Raw genomic sequence first — 26,007 nt, forward strand, 5'->3', positions numbered from 1 at the left:
CCAGTTCCTATTCTTAATGCGTGCCTTCATAGGCCTCTTCACCCTCGCCAAGCGTATCCTTGTCGAGGTATTTGCCGGCGCTGCCCTCGCCTTCCACGAACTCCAGCCAGGAGCGGTAGAAAAAGGCGATGGCGTGGATGAAGACCATGGCCGCGAATGTGACCAGCAGGATCTTGAACAGGAAATACCCGTTGAATCCGTTGGGGCTGAAACCGATGGTTTCCACATTCCAGCGCATCGCCCGCGCCTTCATCAGCAGACGGTCAAGCTGGTCGCTGGCTGACGGGTTCGGCACGATCAGGTGGCGCCACAGGAAGTACCAGCCGTAAAGCCAGGTCACTATCGCCATCGGCATCATGAAGAACAGTGATCCGAACATGTCGACCACCCGCTTGGCGCGGTGGCTGAGACCCGAATACACCAGGTCAACGCGGACATGACCGCCTTGAACGAAGGTGTAGGTCGCGCACAGGCAGACCACCATGGCGTTGTAAAGCTTCAGTTCTTCCGACCACCAGCTGACGTCCAGCGTGACCGGAATGCCCAGACCGAACGACAGGTCAGGGCGCGCGAACACGCGCTGCATGAACACGATGATGATCTGTTGCAGCACCATCAGCAGGCCCGCCCAGGCAAAGAAGCGCCCAACCGTGTTGGCGAACCCCTCGAGACCGCGCACCATGCCCCACATGAAGTTGCGATAGACCATCCCGATGGCGGTCAGGATCAGCACGAAGGTGAAGATCACAAAGAAGAACTCCACCGAACCGCCGTAGTAGACGAAACGCATGACCGCTTCCTTGTCCGACCAGTCGAGCCAGAGCTGAGGATGCGTGACCGCGTATCCGAAGTTGTAGAAGGACTCGGCGATGTTCTGAACCAGCCATACCAGACCGTTCCATAGGGCGCCGAAAAAGGAGATACCGTTATCTTCCTGCATGTTGCCCCCGAGAGAAGCTTGCCGAGCGGCTTGTACGGACCCCATCTGTCCGGGCTCTGGCAAAGGGAAAGTCCCCCGCCTGACGGCGGGGGTACCATTTTCGAACTGTGATCGGGATCAGCCCAGAACGCGGTCGCGCTGCGCGGTATAGACACCCGACGACAGGTTCAGCCAGGCCGACGACGACTTCATCGACGCCATCGCGCTGTCGTAGATCTTCTTGTAAAGCTCGTCGCCCATGTTTTCGGCATGGACTTCCATCGAGGCCTTGCCGAAGGCGTCCCAGACGCTGTCGGGGAATTCCATGACCTTCACGCCGCCGGCCTGCAGTCGCTGCAGCGCGGCACCGTTGTTCGACAGGAATTGCGCCAGGTTCCACTGGTGGCATTCTGCCGAAGCGATTTCGATGATCTTCTGCTGAGCGGGCGTCAGGCTTTCGAACACTTCGCGGTTGGTGGCCACCGACAGACCCGCGCCCGGCTCATGGAAGCCCGAGGTGTAGTAGGTCTTGGTGATTTCCTGGAAGCCGGCCTTTTCGTCTGCCCAGGGGCCGATCCACTCGGTGCCGTCGATGGCGCCCGAGGACAGGGCCTGGTACACTTCCGAACCGGGAATGTTCTGGACCGAGGCGCCCAGCTTGCCCAGCGCCTTGCCGCCCAGACCCGGCATACGGAACTTCAGGCCGTTGAAATCCTCGGGGCCGTTGATCTCTTTCGAGAACCAGCCACCCGACTGCGCGCCGGTGTTGCCGCCCAGGAACGACTTCAGGCCAAAGATCTGGCCCAGTTCGTCATGCAGTTCCATGCCGCCGTCATGATAGTACCAGTTGACGAGTTCCTGCGCGGTCATGCCGAACGGAACTGCGGTGAAGAAGGCATATCCCGGGTGCTGACCAACGAAATAGTAGTCGGCACCATGGTACATGTCGGCCTGGCCCGAGGTCACAGCGTCGAACACTTCGAACGCGCCCACCAGTTCGCCAGCCGCCTTGAGATCGACGGTCAGGTTGCCGTCCGACATCGCGGTGATGGTGTCGGCCACGCGCTGCGCCGAGTCATGCACACCCGCCAGACCGCGACCCCAGGTGGTGACCATGGTCAGCGTGCGCTTGCCCTGCGCATAGGCCGGAGCCGCCAGAGTGGTGGCAGCGGCGGCCGCGCCGCCCATAGCCGAGGTCTTCAGAAAAGAACGACGATCCATAGAGTATTTCCTCCCCTTGCAAGTCGTACACACCCGCGGGTTCATTCCCGTCGGGCGGATCGTTTCAGTGACGCAAAGGTAGCGAGAGGCGCGCCCCTCTGTGAATACCTATTACTACGTAGCGACGCAGGAAATCCGCCCAAACACAGTTCGAAATCGCCTGTTTTCAGGGCAATTCGCATGCGCATCGTAATGTGCCACCATGGTATCCCTTGATTCTGGACTTTGATTCCGATCGCAGATTCTCGTATCGATTCGCAATGCGCCGACTGAAAAACCTGATCCGCCCGAATTATGCCCAGAAGATCTCGCTTCTGGCGACACTGCCACTGATCGTGGCGGTGGCGGCGATCGCGGCTCTGGTCGCCTATCAGGCACAGGCCCTGGCGGAACGCGAGATCCAGGCGCTGGAGCGGCAGCTCTTGCAGGCCAAGAAGGCGGAACTGCGAAACTACGTGACGCAGGCACGCAACGGATTTTCCCATATCTACGGCCCCGCCGCCCCCGATGACGAAGAGGCCAAGACCCGTGTCGCCCAGATTCTGGCGGCGATGATCTATGGGCAGGACGGGTTCTTCTTTGTCTATGACTACGATGGCAACAACCTCGTCAGCCCCCGGCAGACAGAATTCATCAATCGCAACTGGGAAGGGCTGACTGACAGTCAGGGCATTCCCATCGTCGACGAATTCATCAGCCTGGCCCGGCAGGGCGCGGGCTGGCATTCCTTCATGTGGGAAAAACCTTCAACCGGGGAGGAGGCGCTGATGATGGCCTATGTGGTCGGTCTGCAAGACTGGCGCTGGGCCATCGGCACCGGTGTGTTCATCGACGACGTGTTGGCCTCGGTTGCGGCTTCGCGCGCGGAAACGCAGCTGCGCGTCCGCCGCACCTTCCTCTACATCGGCGCCATCGCGCTGGCAGCGCTTCTAGCGGTCTTCGGCTCGGGCATGGTGATCAACATCCGCGAACGCCGGTTGGCGGATGCCAAGCTCAAGGAGTTGACACAGCGCGTGTTCGACGCTCAGGAGGAGGAACGCGGCCGGGTTGCGCGCGAATTGCACGACGGAATCAGCCAGATCCTTGTAGGCGTCAGATACGCGCTGGACAATGCCCGCCGCAAGCTGGCGCGCGGCGACAAGGACGGCGCCGAACCACCGCTCGACAAGGGGATCGAACATCTTGGCACCGCGATCACCGAGGTCCGCCGGATCAGCCGCGACCTGCGCCCCGGCGTGCTCGACGATCTCGGCCTCGGCCCCGCGCTGAAATCGCTGACCGACGATTTCCGCGAACGAACGGGGATCGAGACGGAGTTCACCACCGTGGTGTTCCGCAACCGCCTGGACCAGAACAGCAAGATCGCGCTTTACCGGATCGCGCAGGAGGCACTCACCAATATCGAGAGGCACTCAGGGGCCACTCGTGTCTCGATCGACCTGCGGGGCCACAAGAAGGGCGCGACGATGCGCATCGCCGACAATGGCCGCGGCATAAGCTCCGGCCCGGGCAAGACGGGGTCCGGCCTTGGATTGCGCAACATGCAAGAGCGGATCGAACAGCTTGACGGAACCCTGCGCATCCTGTCATCACGCGGCACCCAGACCGGCACGGTGATCGAGGTAAGCCTGCCGCTGAGCCATCTTCTGCCCCCGCAAGAGGAGGCAATGCCCAAGAGAAAGGTATCGCCATGACCGCCGACCCCGTCCGCATACTGATCGTCGACGACCACCCGATGGTGGCCGAGGGCATTCAGGCAATCCTCGAAAGCTACGAAGGGCTTCAGGTGATCGGAACCGTGCATGACGGGCGCGAGGCGGTCGGGCGGGCGTTGGCGCTTTGTCCGGACGTAATCCTGATGGATCTGAACATGCCCGGCCTGAGCGGGCTCAGCGCCACCGAAATCATTCTCGAACAGATGCCCGAAACCCGGATACTGATCCTGTCGATGCATGACAGCCCCGAGTATATCTCGACCGCGCTCAACCATGGCGCGATGGGCTATGTGCTGAAAGATGTCCCGACCGAAGAGATCAAGCAGGCCATCGACGCGGTGATGCGCGGCGAACCCTACCTCTGCACCGGCGCCAAGGGTTCGCTGGAACCCAAGGATGGCAATGAGTTGCGCGAGTCGCTGACGGGACGTGAACAATCCATCCTGCTGCAACTGGCACAAGGCAAGTCCAACAAGGAAGTCGCCATCGCGCTGGATATCTCGGTGCGAACGGTCGAAACCCATCGCAAGAACATCAAGCGCAAGCTGGGCATTTCCTCGACGGCCGGATTGACCCGATACGCCTTGGAACATGGGGTTCTGCAAGGAACCGGCGTCGCGTTCTAGGCCAGGTGCGGCCGGGCACGAAAAATAACCCGCGCGCGCCCCTTGCAAAGTACCGACCGCCAGATCATCTGCTGCGGGCAACTCCGTCTCGAGGCTGACATGATCCTCCTATCCTTCGCCGCCGGGCTCACGGGCCTGATCCTTGGCGGCGATTTTCTGGTGCGCGGTGCAACCGCTACCGCACTTGCTCTGCGCATCCCTCCACTGGTCATCGGCATGGTCGTCGTCGGCTTTGGCACCTCGCTGCCAGAGCTTCTGGTCTCGGTCAACGCGGCCCTGTCAAATGCGCCGGATATCGCCCTTGGCAACGTGATCGGGTCGAACACCGCCAACGTCCTGCTGATCCTTGGCGCTTCCGCAGTCCTGTTCCCCATTGCCACCAGCTTTGCCGCGGTGCGCAAGGATCTGGCGCTGGTCATCCTGGCCACACTGGCGCTTGCCGCGCTCCTGGCCGACGGGAGTCTTTCCCGCATCGACGGCGCGGTTATGCTGGCGGGGCTGGTTGCCTTCCTCTGGTCCTCGGTCCGGCAGGTCGATGCCACTCCAGCCGAGAACCTGATCGTCGAGCGCCGCTTTCGTCCGATGGCTGCCCTTCAGATTGCCGGCGGGCTGGTGGCCCTGGTGCTCGGCGCGCGGCTGCTGGTGGACAGCGCAACGGAAATCGCGCGCATGGCACAGATATCCGAGGCCGTGATCGGCTTGACCATCGTGGCCGTCGGAACCTCCCTGCCCGAGCTCGCCACCTCGGTCGTTGCCGCGTTCCGGCGCAATTCTGCAATGTCGCTGGGCAATGTGATCGGTTCCAACCTGTTCAACATCCTCGGCATTCTCGGCGTGACCGCCGCCATCGCTCCGGTTCAGGCCGGGACCCGCTTCCTGACGCTCGACACCCCGATCGCTCTGGCCGCGGCCTTGCTGCTGACGTTCCTGTTGTGGCGGGGCGGCATTTCGCGGCTGGCGGGGGCCGCCATGCTGGCGGCCTACGCCGGTTATCTCGGCTGGATGGGGCTCAGCTGAACCCGGCTCAGTCGCGCAGGGCGTCGGCCCTCAACCCGGCGCGCTCGTAATGTCTCGGCAGAACCCGGCCATAAAGCTGCCGGGTCCGCTCCACCCCTCCACACATGCCTTCGGTCTCGACGAAGGAAAAGATGCCGACGTAACGCCGCCTCGGCCCTTCGACAGGGGCGACCCGATGCAGAGAATAGCGGCCCTTGAATATCTGGAGATCACCCGGTTGCAGGTCGAGCACCCGGACATTGCTCCGGTCCCCGGCAAGGACATTTCCCACGCCTTCGAAATTCTCGTCCGCCGACGTCCGCAGGTCAGGCACATACTCGAACGCGCCGCCCCAACTGCCATTCTGGATTGCCAGCGTGACAGTGAAATTGTTGGTGTCGAAATGCCAGGGGAACCCCTGCCCCGCCTCGACCGCGTTCACGATCACATCTGCCAGCGGATCGTCATAGCGAAAGAAACGGTCGACGGGTTCGTCCAGCACGTCCCGGATGAACGGCATGAAGGGCGCGGCCTCGTAGATCATGCGCAGCGGGCCCTCGGGCTTGAAGTTGTCGGCTGGGACAAACGCGTTGGACCGGTCGTAGAACTGACGCACCGGATGATCCGCAGAGAGTGACGGATCGTCCTGCGAGAAATACACGTTTGTCCGGCTGAAGGACCGGTGTCCCAGATGCGCCACCGCATCGGCCTCTGCCACCAGCCGGGCCAGCCCGGCCTCGTGGGCAAACCCCGGAAGCACGGCGCAACCGTCGCTGGCGATCTCGCGGCGCAGGTCGGCCAGAAGCCCCGCATATGCCGCGCTGTCAGGCCGGTCGATCGGATAGCGGCCCAGGTCGATCAGGTCATGCAACTCCATTGCGCCCTCCTGCTTGTCTCTGCTGCAAAGAGTGTTCCGGCGACTCGCAATGATCTGGCCCGTTTGCGGCGTGTTCGGACGCAAATCGTGTCGCAACTGCTCGATCCGATGGGGACAATTCACGGAAATGTCGCGGCCCGCGACATACCGCGCAATAAAATGTCGTATTTTCTGTGCCCGGAGACAGTTTTTTTGCCCGATTGCCTGTTGACGCTCCGTCCCCTCGCCCATAATGTCCCCGCCAAGCTGAAAGGAGCCGAAGGCCATGACTTCGCTAGTCGTAATCGTAGGAACCAAGCGCATGGGCCGGTAACGGTAGACCATAATCGTCCCCATGCGCCTCCGAAAGTTCGGGGGCTTTTTTTATGCTGAACGAGAAGACGCATGTCGCCAATGGAGCAAAGCAGATGACACGTGAGATGACCGGCGCAAAGATGGTGGTACAGGCCCTCAAGGATCAGGGCGTGGACACGGTATTCGGCTATCCGGGCGGCGCGGTACTGCCGATCTATGACGAGATCTTCCTGCAGAACGACATTCGCCACATTCTCGTGCGCCATGAACAGGGCGCGGTGCACGCGGCCGAGGGCTATGCCCGCTCCACGGGCAAGCCCGGCGTGGTCCTGGTGACTTCGGGTCCGGGCGCCACCAATGCCGTTACCGGCCTGACCGATGCCCTGCTCGACTCGATCCCGATCGTCGTTCTCACCGGCCAGGTTCCGACCTTCATGATCGGCTCGGACGCGTTCCAGGAGGCCGACACCGTCGGCATCACCCGCCCCTGCACGAAACACAACTGGCTGGTCAAGGATACCGACCGTCTGGCTGCCACCATCCACGAAGGGTTCCACGTCGCCACTTCGGGCCGGCCCGGCCCGGTGCTGATCGACATCCCCAAGGACGTGCAGTTCGCCACCGGCACCTATACCGGGCCAAAGGCGATCACCTCGCACTACCAGCCGCGGCTCAAGGGTGACATGGAAGAGATCACCGAACTTGTCGCCGCAATCGAAAAGGCCAAGCGCCCGGTGTTCTACACCGGCGGCGGCGTGATCAACTCGGGCCCCGGCGCCAGCCAGCTTTTGCGCGAGCTGGTGGACGCGACCGGCTTTCCGATCACGTCGACGCTGATGGGTCTTGGCGCCTATCCTGCCTCGGGCAAGCACTGGCTGGGGATGCTTGGCATGCACGGCCTCTACGAAGCCAACATGGCGATGCACGATTGCGACCTGATGATCAATATCGGCGCCCGCTTCGACGACCGCATCACCGGCCGGATCGACGCCTTCAGCCCCAAGTCGAAGAAGGCCCATATCGACATCGACCCCAGCTCGATCAACAAGGTGATCCGGGTCGACATTCCCATCGTCGGCGATGTCGGCCATGTGCTCGAAGATATCCTCAAGATCTGGAAATCGCGCGGCCGCAAGACCAATGCCGAGGCGGTCGCCAAGTGGAACGCCCAGATCGACGAATGGCGCAAGGTGAAATGCCTGACCTACAAACCTTCGGAAAAGACCATCAAGCCGCAATACGCGCTGGAACGGCTCGAAGCGCTGACCAAGGGGCGTGACCGTTACATCTGCACCGAGGTCGGCCAACACCAGATGTGGGCGGCACAGTTCCTGGGCTTCGAGGACCCCAACCGCTGGATGACCTCTGGCGGTCTGGGCACCATGGGTTACGGCTTTCCCGCCTCGATCGGCGTCCAGATGGCGCATCCCGAAGCATTGGTGATCAACGTCGCCGGCGAGGCATCCTGGTTGATGAACATGCAGGAGATGGGCACCGCGATACAGTACCGCCTGCCGGTGAAACAGTTCATCCTCAACAACGAACGCCTTGGCATGGTGCGCCAGTGGCAGGAGCTTTTGCATGGCGAGCGCTATTCCCAGTCATGGTCCGAGGCGCTGCCCGATTTCGTGAAACTGGCCGAGGCGTTCGGCGCCAAAGGCATACTGTGCAAGGACCCGGCGGATCTGGACGACGCGATCATGGAGATGCTCGAATATGACGGGCCGGTGATCTTCGACTGCCTGGTGGAAAAGCACGAGAACTGCTTCCCGATGATCCCGTCAGGCAAGGCGCATAACGAGATGCTGCTGGGCGACGCGGAAACACAGGGCGTCATCCAGGCCGGCGGCGCGGTTCTCGTCTGACAAAATTCGGCGAATTTTGTCGGCTGCGCCCGTTCCAGCCGACACATGCAACATTCAGAAAGAGGCCCCCATGTCTGCCCTGCACCTGAAGAAAGGCTCGACGAGCCACTCCGCATACAACCTGCGCCCGACTTTTTCCGATGTGGCCGAACGGCATACCATCGCCGTTCTGGTCGAGAACGAACCCGGCGTTCTGGCGCGGGTCATCGGTCTGTTCTCGGGCCGTGGCTACAACATCGAAAGCCTGACCGTGGCCGAGGTGGACCACACCGGTCACCTGAGCCGCATCACCATCGTCACCACCGGCACGCCGCAGGTGATCGAACAGATCAAGGCGCAGCTGGGCCGCATCGTCTCAGTCCGCGACGTGCACGACCTGACGGTCGAGGGTCGAGCGGTCGAACGCGAACTCGCGATGCTCAAGGTGGTGGGAGCCGGCGACAAACGGGTCGAGGCGCTGCGACTGGCGGATATCTTCCGGGCCAACGTGGTCGACAGCACGCTCAACAGCTTTGTTTTCGAGATCACCGGCGCCCCCGAAAAGATCGATGCATTTGCAGACCTGATGCGCCCGTTGGGTCTGGCCGAGATCGCACGCACCGGCGTGGCCGCGCTGTTGCGCGGAGACTGATCCCTCCTGCTCTCAGGCGCGACAGGCGAGGGGCGGGGACTTGCTCCGAGACTTCTCATCGCGTGGAGCAAACGGAACCACCTTCGCGCCGGTCGCCTCGCCATGACTGGCCGCCTGCATCGACTCCGAGGTGTCGGCCTGGCGCAACAAGTCCGGTAGACCAGGGCTGTAGCCTTGGTCTACCAGGCGCGGATTGAAGGCCATGCGCTGGTTGCGCTCGGTCACCAGATCAAACTGGACCCAGTCCCCCACATCCAGTCGCACGCCCTGTGCCTTGTCTGTTTGCCTGTAAAAGGCCAGGTCCCCGTGATCCTCGCACCAGATGACCGCCTTGCGGTCAGTTGTGTCGCTCCACAGAACTACGCCAAACATATTCCGTCCCATTGTAGTGTTTTGATTAGATTGAGCGAAATAAACCATCTCAAACATGGCAAATTGCGTGTCTGGCTATTGCATTTTGTGTCTGCTCAACTAGCCTCCCGGCACTAAATAGCGTCAACCATGACGCTATTTAGTGCCAGTGCGTGTTTGCGGCCTGAAGGAACTGCCACTTTCCCTTTACGTTACGGCCAACCCCGACTAGACTTTTCCCCGGATTGGACATGAACAAAGCCAGCAGGACACCCGCAGAACTTCGAAACATGTTCGGTGAGAACCTGCGCCGGTTATGCCGTCGTTATCCTTCAATTTCCGAACTTTCCCGGCAGTTGGGAATCAATCGGACCCAGTTCAACAGATATCTTTCCGGCGAAAGCTTCCCCCGTCCCGATGTTCTGGACAGAATCTGCAAGTTCTTTGCTGTCGACGCACGTATTCTGCTCGACCCTGTCGACAGCATTCCCGCTTCTGACCAGATATTGTCCGGCACTGTGCTGGCCGATTTTTTTGGCCCTACGGTCACGAAACTCGAGGAAGACGATTTTCCAAGCGGCTTCTACAGGTTTACCCGGCGCAGTTTTATCAATGACACCAAGTTCGTGCTGGGCCTTGTGTTTGTATTTCGCAGGGATGGCGCAACCTATATCCGCGGCTATGAAGCCCGAGAGGCAATGCGTCAACAGGACCTTCCCACGGATCCTTCGACCCGCGAATTTCGTGGCTACGTAACGCGCGAGGACGATGGCGTTGCACTCCTGATCTCGCGCAGGAATGCAATGACTTTCTCATTCAATTACCTTGCCCGGGTCGCCTCGTTCGAAAACAACTTCTGGGTTGGATACGTCTCGCGGTCAATTCGCGAACCCGATACAGGCATCCGGATTACCCGAATGGCATATGAGCACCTGGGGCGCGACAAGTCGGCGGTTTACCGGACCGCCCGGCAGGCGGGTTTCCTGAACAAGGAAGACCTGCCGCCGTTTCACCGCCGTTTGCTGCGTCCGGACGACCCTTTTCGCTGATCCCGGGCGACCGCAGCTTCAATCCTCGCCGCGTGTGATCTGTCGGTAGAGGTGCCAGGATGCATGTCCAAGCCATGGCAAAACGATGAAAAGCCCCAGGAATCCCGGGATCATGGCAACAAAGGTCATCCCTGCCACGATGGCCGCCCAGGTAAACATGACAACGGCGTTTGACGTCACAAAGCCGAAACTCGAGATCATGGCTGTCACGAAATCCAGCTCCCGATCCAGCAGCATCGGGATCGACAGGACCGTGATCATGTAGAGCAACGCCGCAAAACCGGCCCCGACGATCGAGCCGACTGCCAGCATGGTCAACCCGTTCAGGGTCAGGAACACATCCAGGGACGAGGACACGTTCGTCATCGTCGACAAGCCCAGAAACAGGGCAAAGATCATGTGCCCCAAAAAGAACCAGAACAGGAAAACCAGCACCATGATGGCGCAGATGGATGGAAGCTGGCGACGGCTTTGCAGGATTACCACGCCAAAGATCTCGGCGAAGTCCAAAGGCTCTCGCTGCTCCAGCCGGTGAGACACCTCGTAAAGCCCGACCGCAGCAAAAGGCCCCAGAAGCGGGAACCCTATCGCCGCCAGCACCAGCCAAAAGGTCGTTCCAGTCCAGACCGTGATCCAGGCGATCAGCAGCCCCGACATGACGTAGAAGCCGGAAAACAGAAGGCCGAAAACCGGAGCGCGGCGGTAGTCCCGCAATCCCTGTCCGAGTGCGGCTCCCAGCATCGCAAATGTGGCCGGATGCATGGGCGGCACGCCAAAGGGTTTTTCCATCTCTTTTTCCTCAGCCTAACGCAAATGCCTACATCGCCGGACGTTTTTGCGGCCATTCTGTCGCCAGATGGTAGGCCTCGCCGATCGCCAGCAACCTGGCGTCGCTTCCACGCGGACCGAAGATCTGGAAGCCCATGGGCACCCCCGCCGCACCAAAGCCGGCCGGAACGGCCAGAGCCGGCAACCCGATGAGCCCGATGGGAATCGTCACCTCCATCCACCGGTGATAGGTGTCCATGGTCCGCCCCGCGATCTCCAACGGGTACGGCACATTCATGTCGAACGGCCAGACCTGCACTGTCGGAAGGACAAGTGCATCATAGGTTTCGAAAAGTTCCAGCGACCGCCGGAACCACGCGGAACGCGAAACGCTGGCCCGATGCACATCCATTGCCGACAGCTTCAGCCCCCGCTCGATCTCCCAGACCGCCGTATCCTTCAGCATGGAGGGGTCCTGACGCAGAAGCGGCTCCAGCGTAGCGGCCTTTCCCCAGGACCGCAGATCGATCCAGGCTTGCCAGATTTTGTCGGAATCCATCGGCGCAGCGACCGGTTCGACGATCGCACCGAGCGCTTCCATGACACGCAGACCCGACTCGCAGATGTCGAGTATCCCTGCTTCAATGGGATAGGCGCCGCCCCAATCTCCGAGCCACCCGATCCGGAGACCCGCCAGATCTGCCGGACGAACCGGCGAGCATGGCGGGCTGTCCACCGACAGGGGAACGCGCCGGTCCGCACCGGCGATCACGTCCAGCAGGATGCCGATGTCGGACGGGCTGCGCGCCATCGGACCCAGCGTCGCCAGTTGATGCAAAAACAGATCACCTTCCGGATTCAGCGGTACGGTCCCCCACCCCGGCCGAAACCCGTAGACATTGTTCCACGCGGCCGGGTTACGCAGCGACCCCATCTCGTCGGAGCCGTCGGCGAGCGCGATCATTCCCGTCGCCAGCGCGACAGCCGCTCCGCCGGACGAACCGCCACAGGTCAATTCGGGATGGTAGGGGTTGCTGGTCGCGCCATAAACCGGATTGAAGGTATGAGATCCAATTCCGAACTCGGGCACGTTTGTCTTGCCGATCGGAATCGCTCCCGCAGCGCGCAGCCGCGACGGCAGCAAACCGTCTTTCTCGGGAACGAAATTCGCGAAAAAGGGCGAGCCCATCGTGGTTGGCACCCCGGCGACATTCTCGAGGTCCTTGACCGCGATCGGCAGACCGTGCAACGGCCCGCGATCCGAAGCGGCGTCCGCCGCGCGCGCCTCACGCAACAACGTCTCCCTGTCCCTGAGCGCCACGATTGCGTTCACGCTAGGATTGACCGACGCGACGCGGTCAAGTGTCGCTTCCATCAACGCTTCCGACGTCAAGCGGCCGGTCGACAATGCAGACAGCAAATCAGTGGCAGAGGATCGGATCAGGTCCATGTAAAGGTGCTCCATAATGGTGTTTGATGCAGCCTAGCGGCGGGTTTCAAGCATTTAAACCCACTGTTTGCATATATCTTTTGCGCATCGGCACGCGGCGCTGAGGGTGCATTGTCCAAGCATCGGGTTTCGGCAACCGGCGACCCTTTACGTCAAAGAACGCCCGCTCCCGCGGTCACATGAAACGCGCTCATGCCGACATCGCCGCCAGAGCAGCGGACAGGCAGGGCGCAGCGGTGCCGCAGCAGACCGCAAGGCAGTGTGACGGACATCGGGGCGCCTCGAACGCCCTGCCCCTTCATCTTTTTCGATAATACTCCGGGGAGGCGCGCGGCACGCGAGGCGGGAGCAACACCCCCGCCCCGGCCTGCATCAGTCCTCGGCCTGGGCGTCGGCGCGACTCTTGCCCGACACTTTCATCGCCAGCGTCGCCGCCATGAACCCGTCCAGATCACCGTCCAGCACGCCCCTGGTGTCACTGGTTTCGTGCCCGGTGCGCAGATCCTTGACCATCTGGTAGGGCTGCAACACGTAGGACCGGATCTGGTTGCCCCAGCCCGCGTCTCCCTTGGCCTCGTGCGCGGCGTTGATCTCGGCGTTGCGCCGGTCCAGCTCCAGCTGGTAGAGCCGCGATTTCAGCGCCTTCATGGCGATGTCGCGGTTCTGGTGCTGCGATTTCTCGGAACTCGTCACCACGATGCCGGTTGGAATATGGGTGATCCGCACCGCCGAGTCGGTCGTGTTCACGTGCTGCCCGCCCGCGCCCGAGGACCGGTAGGTGTCGATCCGGATATCGCTGGGGTTCACCTCGATCTCGATATTGTCGTCCACCACCGGATAGACCCAGACCGAGCTGAACGAGGTGTGCCGTTTCGCTGCCGCGTCATAGGGCGAGATGCGCACCAGCCTATGCACACCCGACTCCGATTTCAGCCAGCCATAGGCGTTGTGGCCGGAAATCTTGTAGGCGGCAGACTTGATTCCCGCCTCTTCACCCGCGCTTTCCGATTGCAGCTCGACCTTGTAGCCCTTCTTTTCGGCCCAGCGGACATACATCCGCGCCAGCATCGAGGCCCAGTCGCAGCTTTCGGTACCACCCGCGCCCGCGTTGATCTCCAGGAACGTGTCGTTGCCGTCGGCCTCGCCATCCAGCAGCGCCTCGAGTTCCTTCTCGGCTGCGGTATCGCGCAGCGCCTTCAGCGCGGCCTCTGCGTCCTTGACGACGTCGGCATCACCTTCCATCTCGCCCAGTTCGATCAGCTCGATATTGTCGGACAGGTCGGTCTTGATACCGTTGTAGGTCTCCATCGCATCGACCAGCGTCTGCCGCTCGCGCATCAGCTTCTGCGCTTTCTCCGGATCATCCCACAGGTTCGGATCCTCGACCCGCGCGTTGAACTCTTCCAGCCGGTGCTGCGCGGTGTCGTAATCCATCCGCTTGGCCAGGAGGCCAAGCGACTTCTCGATCTCGGACACGATGTTCTGGGTTTCGGCGCGCATGGGCTGTCCTGCTCTCTTTCTCTCGTGAAACCGCCTGATAAACCACTGCCGGGGCGCGGGCAAGCGAGGGCGAGGGGAATTGCGCCGAACTTCAGGATCGGTCGCTCAGGTTGGAAACGCGAAGGGACGGATGTTTCCTCCCCGCATCCCGGCGTGGCGTGCCTCCTGCAACTCAGTACAATCCGCCCGAACTGACAGTGCCGAAATTCGCCTTCGGTCCCACGGTCGTGACCTCACCCGTGGACGTGCGGACCTGCTGGCCTGACTGCTGCACCTCTTCGAACAGCGGCAGGTTGGACCCCATTGCGAAACCGCCGTCATAGGTCAGGCCAAAGATCGGCTCGGCGCCATCGCGGAAATATTCCGCCACGACGTAGTTGCCGCTGGCATCATCCGGCAGCCGCGCGCCGGTAAATCGGTCGATCTTGATGAAGTGCCCTCCGGGAGGAACTTCGAACGGGCCGCCGCCATACTTGGCAACCGCCTTTTCCATGAATTCCTGGAACACAGGCCCGCACAGAGACGATCCATAGGCGCCGCGCCCCATCGGCGCCGGGTTGTCATAGCCGATGTAGCAGCCCGCCACGATGTTCGAGGTGAAGCCGATGAACCAGACATCCTTGGCATCGTTGGTGGTGCCGGTCTTGCCCGCCGTCGGTACCGGCAGGTTCACGGTACCGCTTGCGGTACCGCGCTCGACCACGCCTTTCATCATCGAGGTCAGCTGATAGGCGGTGATCGCATCCATCACCCGTTCGCGGTTTGAGACGATCCGCGGCGCCTGCCCCGGTGCCAGCCGGTCCGACAGACAGTCGACGCATTCGCGCTGATCATGGCGATAGATGGTCTTGCCGAACCTGTCCTGGATACGGTCGACCAGCGTCGGTTTTACCCGCTCGCCGCCATTGGCGAACATCGCATAGGCCGCCACCATCTTGTAAAGCGTCGTTTCCTCGGACCCCAGCGAGTTGGCAAGGAACGGCCCCATGTTGTCATAAACGCCGAACCGTTCGGCATAGCCCGCCACCACCGGCATCGAAACTTCCTGCGCCAGGCGAATGGTCATCAGGTTGCGCGACTGTTCGATCCCCGTTCTGAGCGGCGTCGGGCCATAGAACTTGTTGGACGAGTTCTTGGGGCGCCACAGGCCCTGCGGCGTGTTCACCTCGATAGGTGCGTCCACCACGATGGTCGCGGGGCTGTAGCCGCTGTCGAGAGCGGCGGCATAGACGAAGGGTTTGAAGCTCGACCCCGGCTGGCGCAGCGCCTGGGTGGCCCGGTTGAACACCGAATCCTGGTAGCTGAACCCACCCTGCATGGCCAGGACCCGGCCCGAGTTCACGTCCATCGCCATGAACCCGCCCTGCACCTCGGGCACCTGGCGCAGCGACCACTCGCCCTCCTCCGTGCCCGCGCGCACCAGAACCACGTCGCCCAGCTTGAAATTGTCCGCAAAGCTGCCCTTCATCCACTTGATGTCGGAACGCGGGACCCTGCCGCCGGCCGGGCCGTCCTCGATGCCGACGACCAGCGACTGATCGCCGATGTCGCGCACAACCGCCGGATGCCAGCGCCCACCCAGATCGACATCGCGCGGCACCTCTGTTGCCGCCAGCGCAGCGCGCCAGGCGTCTTCGTCGGCCAGCAGGGCAACATCGACCTTCTTGCCTGTGCCCCGCCATTGTCCGCGGTCGCGATCATAGCTTTCCAACGCCCTGCGCAGGGCCTTGGCGGCTTCGACCTGCATTTCCTCGTCGATCGAGGCCCGCACGGTGAACCCGCCGGTAAAGAATTCGCCCTCGCCGAAATCCTCGCTCAACTGACGACGAATCTCGTCAGTAAAGTAATCCCGCGGCGGCAGCGCAGTGCGGAAACTGTCGAAATCGCCGTTCTGGACAGAGCGGAGCGGCATGTCCCGCTCGCGTTCATAGGTCGCCTGGTCGATATAGCCGTTCTCGCGCATTTCGCGCAAAACATAGTTGCGCCGGTCCAGCAGGCGCTGTTTTTCGCGCACCGGATGATAATCCGATGGCGCCTTTGGCATGGCCGCAAGGGTTGCCGCCTCATGCGGGGCCAGTTCGCTGAGCGTCTTGTTGAAATAGGTCTGCGCAGCGGCGGTCACACCATAGGAGTTCTGCCCCAGAAAGATCTCGTTCATGTAGAGTTCGAGAATCTGTTCCTTGTTCAAGGTCTGTTCCAGCCGCGCGGCCAGGATGATTTCCTTGATCTTGCGTTCCGCCTTGCGGTCGCCGGACAACAGGAAGTTCTTCATCACCTGCTGGGTGATGGTCGAAGCCCCACGAACATTGCTCCCGCGCGAGCGGACGGCCTCGATCCCGGCAGCCGCGATACCCCGGATGTCATATCCCTGGTGGCTGTAGAAGTTCTTGTCTTCGGCCGAGATGAACGCTTGCTTCACCAGGTCTGGTATCTCGTCGGACGGAGTGAACAGGCGCCGTTCTTTCGCGAACTCGTCGATCAGATGCCCTTCGCTCGAATAGATACGGCTGATCGTCGGCGGTTTGTACTCGGCCAGCGACTCATGGCTGGGCAGATCCCGGCCATACATCCAGAAGATACCTCCGATGGTCAGGGCCACCATGAAGATGCCCAGCGTAACGAGGCTGAATATGGCCCCGAAGAAAGAGAGGATGAAACGGATCACGTAGCTGCCTTTGTAGTGCGATGACGCCTATATAAGGGCGCGAACGGTTAGCGTCAAAACACGAAGCGGGATTCGGCCTGTCGGCTGCGCCTGAATACTTGCGGCCCTATTGGCGCACCAGCGAGCGATTTTCCAGATCGGCCTTGCGCCAGTTCATCAGCCCGTTGCGGATACCTGCCGCCATGGCCGCCCGCCAGTTGTCGTCCTGCAGGTTCTTCAGATCCCTCGGGCTCGACAGAAAGCCGACTTCGACAAGAACGGAAGGGATATCCGCGGCCTTGAGCACCGAAAACGATGCAGCCCGCAGCGGGCGGCGGTTCATCGGCCCCCCTTGCTGAGCCATGCCATCAACCAGGGCCCGCGCCAGTGCTTCGGTTCGCGGCCGGGTCTCCTGTCGTGCCAGATCGAGCAGCACGTCGGTCACCTTGTCGTCGGTCTCGCTCAGATCGACGCCTGCCAGCAGATCGTCGCGGTCATGCCTTTCGGCCAGCTTGGCCGAGGCTACGTCCGAGGCTTCTTCCGCAAGCACGTGAACCGTCGCGCCATGTGCCATGCCCTCGCTCAGCGAATCGGCGTGAAGCGAGAGGAACACATCCGCCCCGGCCTCGTGCGCCAGCGCCACCCGCCGTTCGAGCGAGACGAAAACATCTGTGTCCCGGGTCAGGATCACTTCGAACCCGCCCGAGCGCAGCAAAAGATCCTGCAATTCGCGCGCGAAACGCAGCATCAGCTCCTTTTCGACGACGCCTTCAACCTCGGCGCCGGGGTCGATCCCGCCATGCCCCGGATCGAGCACCACCCGCAACGGCGCGTCTGGTGCTCTTTCGGGCAAGGCTGGCAGGTCTTGCGGCGCAGGCAGATCCCAGCGCGGATCGCTTGGCGCACCGGTTCCGGCTGCAAATTCTTGCTCTCCGGCAGGCTGCAACATCACTGTCAACCTTGCCTCACCAGTGACGTTGTCGACGTTCATCGCGGCTTCGGACACGACAAGCGGCCTTGCCAATTCAAGCACCATCCGGGACCAGCCGGGGACATAGCTGCCGTAATGCACACCGGAAATCGCCTCATCCACAAGCAGCATATCCGCACGAAGGCCGGTCCAGTCGACCTCCTGGAAATCCAGTACAAGACGACGCGGCGCATCCAGCGTGAACAGCCGGAACGGTACGCCCTGGCTGAGCGTCATCGCGATGCGCACAGCCCCGCGCTGCGCCTGGACGGCAAGCGTCTCCTCTGCCCGCAGTCGCGCCAGACCGCTGAAATCCTGCGCCAGTGATGGAGCGGCCAGCGCCCAGAGCGCAACTATGAAGCTGATGATCCTGCTCATGATCCCGGTCTTTGCGGATTTGTTGCAGAGAATAGCCGCCTGCTGCCGCGCTGGAAACTTCTAATCCGTGAATTGCGCGCGCCCGGCCATGAACTTCGCCAAGCGCGCCATCCCCTCCTCGATATCCTCAGTGGCGCGCGCATAGGAAAACCGCAAGGTCCGCGCGCCGCGCACCGGATCGAAGTCGAGACCCGGCGTCACCGCAACACCGGCCTTGTCCAGGATCTCGGCGGCAAAGGCACGGCTGTCATCGGTCAGATCAGAGACGTCCGCATAAATGTAGAATGCCCCGTCAGGCGGTGCGATCCGCGTGAACCCGGCCTTTGGCAACCCCTCCAGCATCAGCTTGCGGTTTGCCTTGTAGACAGCGAGGTTCGCTTGCAGTTCCGCGTCACAATCCATCGCGGCCAGGGCCGCGATCTGGCTGGCGTGCGGGGCGCAGATGAACATGTTCTGGGCAATGCGCTCGACCACCCGGACCTGATCCTCCGGCACCACCATCCAGCCGATGCGCCAGCCCGTCATGGAGAAATATTTCGAAAACGAGTTGATGACATAGCAGTCGTCGGTTAGTTTCAGAGCGGTCACGGCCTTGGCCTCGTATTCCAGGCCGTGGTAGATCTCGTCGCTGATGAAACTTGCGCCTTGCGCCTGTGTCGCCTCGATCAGCGCCCCCATGGCCGAACGGTCGAGCATGGTACCGGTCGGGTTTGCCGGAGAAGCCACCATCAGCCCCGCAAGATCCATGCCCGCGAAATCCGCCGGCACCGGTTGCAACCGGTTCTCCGGCGCCGTCGGCAGATCGACCGGTACCAGACCCAGGGCCCGCAGGATCTGGCGATACGAGGGATACCCAGGCGCTCCGATACCAACCCGGTCGCCGCTGTCGAAGAGCGCCGTAAAGGCAAGCAGGAATCCGCCGGAGGATCCAGGGGTGATGATGACCCGCTCGGGGTTCAGATCTACCCCGTACCAGTCGCCGTAAAGCCGGGCGATGCGGCTCCGGAGCGCTGGCAGGCCCAGGGCAACGGTATAGCCCAATGCGTCTGATCTCAGGCGTTTTTCCAACGCCTCCAAGGCTCCTTTCGGTGCCCCGGTGCCGGGTTGGCCGACCTCCATGTGGATGATCCTGCGGCCGGCCTCCTCGGCCTTGCGGGCGGCCTCCATGACATCCATCACGATGAAGGGATCGACATTGGATCGACTTGAGTTTCTCATGACGTTCTCCCATGGTGCGGCCATGGCTTTTGAACGCGTATCCCGGCTGGCGTCAATCCCGGCCCTTTTTCTGCTGACCATCCTGTGGCTGGTCACGGCGGGCTCCGCTTCGGCCATCACCTTGCTGCGCGACCCGGATATCGAAAACGGGCTGGAGGAACTTGCCTTTCCGATCCTGCGCGCTGCCGGGTTGAACCCGCGGCGGATAAAGCTGCTGGTCGTGGACGACAGTTCGTTGAACGCTTTCGTTCTCGATCACAATGCGATCTTCATCCACAGCGGCCTGATCGAAAAGGTGCAGCGCGCCGATGTGCTGCAGGCGGTCATCGCCCACGAGGCCGCACACATCGCGAACGGCCACATAGCCAGACGCATTGGGAACCTGGAAAACGCGCGAACCCTGTCCAGGCTGGGGCTTGGCCTGTCTCTGCTGGCCGCTGCGGCCGGCGGCGGCGAAGCGGCGATGGGCATAGCGGCAGGCACACAAAGCTCGGCCCTGCGCGGTTTCCTGAAACACACCCGCGCCGAGGAAACGGCGGCCGACAATTCGGCGGTAAGCTATCTGCGCTGGTCCGACATCTCGATAAAGGGTCTGATCGACCTGCACCGCACCTTCGCCGGGCAAGAGTTGCTGTCGGTTGAACGCCAGGATCCCTACATGCAATCCCACCCCTTGACCCGTGACCGGATCCGCAGTGCCGAGACCTATCTCGAAAGCTATGGCGACCAGGCCCCCGCCAATCCGGATGCCGATTACTGGTTTGCACGGGTGCGTGGCAAGGTTTCGGCTTTTTCGCGCAGCTCGAAATGGACTTTGGGGCGTGCCGCCGAAGAACATCACCGCGACATACGCATGATGCGCGAGGCGATTGCCTGGCATCGCGACCGCAATCTGGCCCAGGCCCGTGCCGCCATCGACGCCGCCATCGCGGAACGTCCGGACGATGCCTATTACGTGGAACTCAAGGGCCAGATCCTGATCGAGCACCGCCAGACCCAGGCGGCAGTCGCAACCTACAAGCAGGCGGTCGATCTTGCCCCCAACAACGCGCTTATCCTTGCCGGTTATGGCCGCGCGTTGCTTGGCGCCGGGCAGGACAAGGCCGCGCTCGAGGTGCTGGAGCGCGCCCGCGCCCGCGACTATCGCGATATCCGCATGTTGCGGGACCTGGCGGTCGCCTACTCGAAAACCGGTAACGACGGCATGGCGTCCGTCGTGACCGCCGAACGCTACGCGCTTCAGGGCCGCCCTGAAGACGCACTGATTCACGCCAGGCGGGCCGTCGGCGCCCTGCCCACCGGTTCGCCCGGCTGGCAGAGGGCACAGGATGTCCTCCTGGCTTCGGAACGATCTGTAAAAAGGAAGAGATGATGTTTCGCACCCTAGCAACCTCGGCGCTTGCCGCCATGCTTCTGACCGGCCCGTCACAGGCGCTGGATCTTGACACGATGTCTGCTGAAGAGCGGGCGGCCTTTGGCGCGCAGGTCCGCGCCTACCTTCTGGAAAACCCGCAAGTGATCATCGAGGCCATCAACATACTCGAACAGCGCCAGGCCGAGGCCGAATCCCAGCAGGACGTGAAGATGATCCAGGTCAACTCGGCCGAAATCTTCGAGGATGGCTATTCCTGGGTCGGGGGCAATCCCGACGGCGACATTACCCTGGTCGAATTCATGGATTACCGCTGCGGATATTGCCGCCGCGCCGCGCCCGAGGTGGCGAAGCTGCTTCAGGAGGACGGCAACATCCGCTTCATCGTCAAGGAATTCCCGATTCTGGGTGACGCATCGCTACAGGCGTCCCGTTTTGCCATCGCGACCAAGATCGTCGCCGGGGACGAGGCCTATGGCCAGGTCCATGACGCGTTGATGGAGTTCACAGGCGACGTAACCGATGTCACGCTCGCCCGGATCGGCGAGGGACTGGCGCTCGATGTCGAGGCGATCAAGGCGGAAATGAACAGTGACGAAGTGACCCGCCGGATTGCCGAGACCCGTGCCCTGGCTCAACGGCTCAATATTTCCGGTACGCCATCTTTCGTTCTTGAAACCGAGATGTTGCGCGGGTTTCTGCCCGCCGAACAGATGCAACAGATCGTCGACGCGCTGCGTGACGAACGCAGCTGAACCAGGCAGGGCGCGCGCAAGCGCGTCCTGTTTCCGCCGCCAGATCACCATGTTTCAGGTGATCGGCATGACCGAGTTGTTAACCAATTGTCCTTTATGACTCGGGGCATGGATACGATTTCTCTCGCCCCCTTGCGGGACTGGTTCCCGCCGCAGGTTTCTTTCTGCTCTGGTACCTGGCCGCGCGCAGGTTGCGCCAGGCATTGCATGACGTCGATCAGCAGACCGTCCGCATCCAGGAACTGCGCCGGTCTCTGGAGAAGTCGGACATCGACCTCGCCATGAGGGATGCCAGAATCGCCAGGCTGGTTCGGGATCTGACGCAGGCACGTGGCGGATTTCGCCCGCCATTGTCCCGTACCGGATAACGACGGCGCGGGCCTGTCCCCGGCGTTATTCCGCAGCCTGGCCGGTTTCGGTCTGCTCCAGTTGGGCGGCCTTTTTCTCCACCTCTTCGACGATATGGTCGATCATCCGCTCGTTCGACATCTTGTGGCTGGCCTTGCCTGCCAGATAGACCATGCCCGACCCCGCCCCGCCGCCGGTGAAGCCGACATCGGTCATCAACGCCTCGCCCGGCCCGTTGACCACGCAGCCGATGATGGACAGGCTCATTGGTGTCTTGATGTGCTCCAGCCGCTTTTCCAGGATTTCGACCGTCTTGATCACGTCAAAACCCTGCCGCGCGCAACTGGGGCAGGAAATGATGTTGACGCCCCTGTGCCGAAGGCCCAGCGATTTCAGGATCTCGTAGCCGACCTTGACCTCTTCGACCGGGTCGGCGCTGAGGCTTACCCGGATCGTGTCGCCGATCCCCATCCACAACAGGTTGCCGAGGCCAATGGCCGACTTGATGGTGCCGCTGACCAGCCCGCCTGCCTCGGTGATGCCCAGATGGATCGGCGCGTCCGTCGCTTCGGCGATGCCCTGGTAAGCGGCCGCGGAAAGGAACACGTCCGACGCCTTCACACTGATCTTGTATTCGTGAAAATCGTTGTCCTGCAGGATGCGGATATGCTCCAGCCCGCTTTCGACCATCGCCTCGGGGCAAGGCTCGCCATATTTTTCCAGCAGATGCTTTTCCAGGCTGCCGGCATTCACCCCGATACGGATCGAGCAGCCATGGTCACGCGCCGCCCTGATCACCTCGCGGACACGCTCCGGGCTGCCGATATTGCCGGGGTTGATGCGCAGGCAGGCCGCGCCTGCCTCGGCCGCCTCGATCCCCCGGCGATAGTGGAAATGGATATCCGCCACGATCGGCACCGGGCTTTCCCGCACGATCTCGCGCAAGGCGCGGGCGCTGGCCTCGTCCGGCACCGATACGCGCACGATATCCGCCCCCGCCTCGGCCGCCGCCTGCACCTGGGCAACTGTCGCGGCCACATCGGTCGTCAGCGTGTTGGTCATGGTCTGGACCGAGATCGGCGCGTCGCCGCCCACAGGCACGTTGCCCACCATGATCTGGCGCGATTTGCGTCGGTAAATGTTACGCCAGGGGCGCACGGGATTGTGAGACATGGAACCTGCCACCGATACTTGGAAGACTGGCCTCTAGATAGGCCCATGCGCCTCCGACGGCAACCGGGATCAGTTCGCGGGTGCCCGGGTTGCGGCGTCCTGCGCCTCGGCCACCAGCAACTGGCGCAACGCCTGGTTCTGGTCGGCCTCCAGATCCGCGACCGCGAACCTTTCGCCAACGGCATCCATCGACAGCTCGACGTTCTTGGTAACCGTTCCGCGCGCGCCCACCGGACCGTAATGGGCACCGTTCATCGTGAAATAGACTGCGCCGGATTCGCCGACACGCAGGGTCGGTGGTTCTTCGGTCAGGGGGACCTCATAGGTGTTTCCCTGTTCCACAGTACCCAAGGTGCCTTCGAAGATCACGCTGCCGTCCGCCGAGGTGACGCGCATCCAGGCCGGGCTGACGGCCACGATCTTCAGCGTGGGCTCCAGTTCCTCAACCACTTGCGGCAAGAGCGCGTCGACCGCGCGCTGGGTCTCGGTCAACTGTACTTCGGGGAGTTGCGGGGTCTGGAACATGCCCACAGATCTGGGATCGAGCGAGGCGATGGGCGCATCGCGCGACACCAGAACCGGAACCTCCAGCGCCTGCGGCCGGTAGAGTCTGTCAAGCGCTTCGACAGTCGGGCCATCAGCGGCTTCGGTGTCGCGGCCAGCCCCGTTCAGCGGATCGAGGTCGGCAAGCACCAGCGGGGCCTGCTCGACCGGCGCGACCTGGACCTGCTGAACCTGCTTGAGCACAGACCATCCGCCATAGCCGATGCCGCCGATCAACGCCACGAGAACCATGATGGACCCAACGGCACGCGGTTCGATCCGGGAAAGAACGGGATCGCGGGCAGGTGCAAAGGGGGTATTCGGAGTGATGAAGGGATCGCGCTGCGAAACCCGACGCTGTGTCGCGTTTGTCGACTGCTTTTTGACGCCGGAGGCTTGCGCCGACATGCCATGCGCGACTTCAAAACCGCTCTCGGCGCAAAATTTCGAAAAACAGTCTTCGGCATCCATGCCCAGGTAACGGGCATAGGACCGCACATAGCCAGCGATGAACCCGGGCGTATCAAAGGCCGACGGATCGCAATTCTCGATCGCGGCAATGTAATTTGCCTTGATCCGCAACTCGCGCTGAACATCGAGAAGAGACTTGCCCATTGTGGCGCGCTCGCCGCGCATGATGTCGCCGAGCCGCAACTCGAAGTCGTCAAAGCCCTTAGGTGTTTCAACCTCTGCTTCATCAGACTTGCGCTGGAACCTGCGCCCAATCATGCCTGCCGCCTCATGGTTTTTGCCGAGTGTTATCGACAGCACGGGAATCGTCCCCATAACGATTCGTCCGCGCCTTTTGTTACCTCAACCGTAACACGAGGCAAAGGAATTGGACACCAAAGCGTGAGGTCAACCCGCCAGTTCGGCACGATTCAGCGCACAGTGGGCCCAAAGAATGTCCATCGCCCGCACCAGCTTATCCATCTCGTCCGGCCCATGCACCGGCGACGGGGTGAACCGCAGCCGTTCCGTGCCGCGCGGCACGGTGGGAAAATTGATGGGCTGCACGTAGATGCCGAAATCTTCGAGCAACATGTCGCTCAGCTTCTTGGTATGCACCGGATTGCCGACGATCACGGGAACGATATGGCTGCCGTGGTCGATCAGCGGCAGGCCCAGCCCCTTGAGGCGCATCTTGAGAATCTTCGCCTGGGTCTGGTGCTGATCCCGCAATTTCTGCGCCTTCTTCAGATGCGCGACCGAGGCTGCCGCACCTGCCGCAACCGCCGGCGGCAGCGAGGTGGTAAAGATGAAGCCCGGCGCATAAGACCTGATCGCGTCGCACATTTTGGCGCTGGCGGCAATGTACCCACCCATCACGCCATAGGCCTTGGCGAGCGTACCGTTGATGATGTCGATGCGATGCGCCAGCCGGTCCCGCTCGGTCACGCCGCCGCCGCGCGGCCCGTACATGCCGACCGCATGCACCTCGTCGATATAGGTCAGCGCGCCGAACTCGTCGGCCAGGTCGCAGATCTCTTCAATGGGCCCGAAATCGCCATCCATCGAATAAACCGATTCAAAGGCAATGAGCTTGGGCGCCGCCGGATCGTCGGCCGCAAGCAATTCGCGCAGATGCGCCACGTCGTTGTGGCGGAACACGCGCTTGGCCCCGCCATTGCGGCGCACGCCCTCGATCATCGAGGCATGGTTGAGCGCATCCGAATAGATGATCAGGCCCGGAAACAGCTTGGGCAGGGTGCTCAGCGTCGCGTCATTGGCGATATAGGCCGAGGTAAAGAGCAGCGCCGCTTCCTTGCCATGCAGGTCGGCAAGTTCCGCCTCCAGCCGCTTGTGATAGACCGTCGTGCCCGAGATGTTGCGGGTGCCGCCCGACCCGGCGCCGGTGGCGTCGATGGCCTCGTGCATCGCCTGCAACACGACCGGGTGCTGCCCCATGCCCAGGTAATCGTTGCCGCACCATACCGTGATCGGCCGCTTGCTGCCGTCGGGGCGCGTCCAGACTGCGTGCGGGAAATTGCCCTTTTCCCGCTCGATGTCGATAAAGGTCCGGTAGCGGCCTTCGTCATGAAGTTTTTGGATGGCGGCGTCGAGTTGCGCGTTATGGTCCACCGGGTCCTCCATAGATATCCCGGCCCGATGCCGGCGTTTCGCGGTTATGCGCCGCATTCACAGACTTGAATGCATATCTCCGGCACATGATTTTTTCAACCGCCTACATCCTGCAACGATGTCGCGGCCTTGATCTGGGTCAAATACCCCTGCCTGTTCGACGTCTCAAGACGCCCTGCGCCGCTTGTCACACCGTTTGCGGCACGGATAACGATCATGAGTTTCCCATAGGCGCCCGCGGGTTCCTCTGGACAGCGCCCGG

Annotated in this window: 21 protein-coding genes; 8 read left to right on the forward strand and 13 right to left on the reverse strand. The window is 62.0% G+C overall.

What is annotated here, in order from left to right; translation table 11 throughout:
* Window positions 1–13 precede the first annotated feature (13 nt).
* Window positions 14–940 (reverse strand): TRAP transporter small permease subunit, encoded by a 927-nt coding sequence (locus BLT75_RS06925; RefSeq protein ID WP_093029175.1) that lies wholly within the window; start codon window positions 938–940, stop codon window positions 14–16.
* 117 nt (window positions 941–1,057) lie between these two features.
* Window positions 1,058–2,140 carry a TRAP transporter substrate-binding protein gene (locus BLT75_RS06930; RefSeq protein ID WP_093029177.1) on the reverse strand — a complete coding sequence of 361 codons (1,083 nt, stop codon included), beginning with the start codon at window positions 2,138–2,140 and terminating at the stop codon, window positions 1,058–1,060.
* Between the two features lie 260 nt (window positions 2,141–2,400).
* Here BLT75_RS06930 and BLT75_RS06935 point away from each other — a divergent pair, with 260 nt between their 5' ends.
* From BLT75_RS06935 to BLT75_RS06945, 3 genes are all read left to right on the forward strand, one after another.
* Entirely contained in the window at window positions 2,401–3,834 is a 1,434-nt protein-coding gene (locus tag BLT75_RS06935; RefSeq protein WP_093029179.1) for a cache domain-containing protein, read from the forward strand.
* Window positions 3,831–4,481 carry a response regulator transcription factor gene (locus tag BLT75_RS06940; RefSeq protein ID WP_093029181.1) on the forward strand — a complete coding sequence of 217 codons (651 nt, stop codon included), beginning with the start codon at window positions 3,831–3,833 and terminating at the stop codon, window positions 4,479–4,481. The genes BLT75_RS06935 and BLT75_RS06940 overlap by 4 nt, the downstream gene beginning before the upstream one ends.
* A 99-nt stretch (window positions 4,482–4,580) precedes the next feature.
* Entirely contained in the window at window positions 4,581–5,498 is a 918-nt protein-coding gene (locus tag BLT75_RS06945) for a calcium/sodium antiporter (RefSeq protein WP_093029183.1), read from the forward strand.
* Window positions 5,499–5,505: 7 nt separating this feature from the next.
* Here BLT75_RS06945 and BLT75_RS06950 read toward each other — a convergent pair whose 3' ends face one another.
* On the reverse strand, window positions 5,506–6,354 hold the full coding sequence (locus tag BLT75_RS06950; protein ID WP_093029185.1) for a HalD/BesD family halogenase: 849 nt from the start codon (window positions 6,352–6,354) through the stop codon (window positions 5,506–5,508).
* Between the two features lie 407 nt (window positions 6,355–6,761).
* Between BLT75_RS06950 and BLT75_RS06955 the strand changes: the two genes are divergently transcribed.
* Window positions 6,762–8,513 (forward strand): acetolactate synthase 3 large subunit, encoded by a 1,752-nt coding sequence (locus BLT75_RS06955; protein WP_093029676.1) that lies wholly within the window; start codon window positions 6,762–6,764, stop codon window positions 8,511–8,513.
* 70 nt (window positions 8,514–8,583) lie between these two features.
* Window positions 8,584–9,144: an acetolactate synthase small subunit gene (ilvN, locus tag BLT75_RS06960; protein ID WP_093029187.1), complete on the forward strand. Its 561-nt coding sequence runs from the start codon at window positions 8,584–8,586 to the stop codon at window positions 9,142–9,144.
* 12 nt (window positions 9,145–9,156) lie between these two features.
* Here the strand turns inward: ilvN and BLT75_RS06965 are convergent, their stop codons facing one another.
* Window positions 9,157–9,573, reverse strand: a complete 417-nt coding sequence (locus tag BLT75_RS06965; protein ID WP_143028524.1) for a hypothetical protein — start codon at window positions 9,571–9,573, stop codon at window positions 9,157–9,159.
* Between the two features lie 173 nt (window positions 9,574–9,746).
* Between BLT75_RS06965 and BLT75_RS06970 the strand changes: the two genes are divergently transcribed.
* Window positions 9,747–10,544 carry a helix-turn-helix domain-containing protein gene (locus tag BLT75_RS06970; RefSeq protein ID WP_093029191.1) on the forward strand — a complete coding sequence of 266 codons (798 nt, stop codon included), beginning with the start codon at window positions 9,747–9,749 and terminating at the stop codon, window positions 10,542–10,544.
* An 18-nt stretch (window positions 10,545–10,562) separates the two neighbouring features.
* Here the strand turns inward: BLT75_RS06970 and BLT75_RS06975 are convergent, their stop codons facing one another.
* The 6 genes from BLT75_RS06975 to BLT75_RS07000 form a co-directional block, all read right to left on the reverse strand.
* Entirely contained in the window at window positions 10,563–11,333 is a 771-nt protein-coding gene (locus BLT75_RS06975; RefSeq protein ID WP_093029193.1) for a DUF2189 domain-containing protein, read from the reverse strand.
* A gap of 28 nt (window positions 11,334–11,361) precedes the next feature.
* Window positions 11,362–12,762, reverse strand: a complete 1,401-nt coding sequence (locus tag BLT75_RS06980) for an amidase (protein WP_093029678.1) — start codon at window positions 12,760–12,762, stop codon at window positions 11,362–11,364.
* Between the two features lie 372 nt (window positions 12,763–13,134).
* The gene (gene prfB / locus BLT75_RS06985; protein ID WP_093029195.1) at window positions 13,135–14,262 is read right to left on the reverse strand and encodes a peptide chain release factor 2; all 1,128 of its coding nucleotides are present in this window, start codon (window positions 14,260–14,262) and stop codon (window positions 13,135–13,137) included.
* Between the two features lie 172 nt (window positions 14,263–14,434).
* Window positions 14,435–16,927: a penicillin-binding protein 1A gene (locus tag BLT75_RS06990; RefSeq protein ID WP_093029197.1), complete on the reverse strand. Its 2,493-nt coding sequence runs from the start codon at window positions 16,925–16,927 to the stop codon at window positions 14,435–14,437.
* A 106-nt stretch (window positions 16,928–17,033) separates the two neighbouring features.
* Entirely contained in the window at window positions 17,034–18,254 is a 1,221-nt protein-coding gene (locus tag BLT75_RS06995; protein WP_093029199.1) for an N-acetylmuramoyl-L-alanine amidase, read from the reverse strand.
* 60 nt (window positions 18,255–18,314) lie between these two features.
* Complete coding sequence (locus tag BLT75_RS07000) at window positions 18,315–19,472, reverse strand: pyridoxal phosphate-dependent aminotransferase (RefSeq protein ID WP_093029201.1); 1,158 nt, start codon at window positions 19,470–19,472, stop codon at window positions 18,315–18,317.
* Between BLT75_RS07000 and BLT75_RS07005 the strand changes: the two genes are divergently transcribed.
* On the forward strand, window positions 19,471–20,844 hold the full coding sequence (locus tag BLT75_RS07005) for a M48 family metalloprotease (protein ID WP_093029203.1): 1,374 nt from the start codon (window positions 19,471–19,473) through the stop codon (window positions 20,842–20,844). The genes BLT75_RS07000 and BLT75_RS07005 overlap by 2 nt on opposite strands.
* The gene (locus tag BLT75_RS07010; protein ID WP_093029205.1) at window positions 20,841–21,599 is read left to right on the forward strand and encodes a DsbA family protein; all 759 of its coding nucleotides are present in this window, start codon (window positions 20,841–20,843) and stop codon (window positions 21,597–21,599) included. The genes BLT75_RS07005 and BLT75_RS07010 overlap by 4 nt, the downstream gene beginning before the upstream one ends.
* A gap of 393 nt (window positions 21,600–21,992) precedes the next feature.
* On the opposite strand, the gene ispG is transcribed toward BLT75_RS07010, so the two are convergent.
* From ispG to hemA, 3 genes are all read right to left on the reverse strand, one after another.
* A complete protein-coding gene (gene ispG / locus BLT75_RS07015) occupies window positions 21,993–23,120 on the reverse strand; it encodes a flavodoxin-dependent (E)-4-hydroxy-3-methylbut-2-enyl-diphosphate synthase (RefSeq protein WP_093029207.1) in 1,128 nt (375 codons plus the stop codon).
* Between the two features lie 69 nt (window positions 23,121–23,189).
* Entirely contained in the window at window positions 23,190–24,392 is a 1,203-nt protein-coding gene (locus BLT75_RS07020; protein WP_093029680.1) for a helix-turn-helix domain-containing protein, read from the reverse strand.
* Window positions 24,393–24,521: 129 nt separating this feature from the next.
* Complete coding sequence (gene hemA, locus BLT75_RS07025; protein ID WP_093029682.1) at window positions 24,522–25,745, reverse strand: 5-aminolevulinate synthase; 1,224 nt, start codon at window positions 25,743–25,745, stop codon at window positions 24,522–24,524.
* Window positions 25,746–26,007 lie beyond the last annotated feature (262 nt).

Origin of the sequence: Ruegeria marina (genome assembly GCF_900101475.1) — a bacterium.
GTDB classification, from domain to species: Bacteria; Pseudomonadota; Alphaproteobacteria; order Rhodobacterales; family Rhodobacteraceae; genus Ruegeria_B; species Ruegeria_B marina.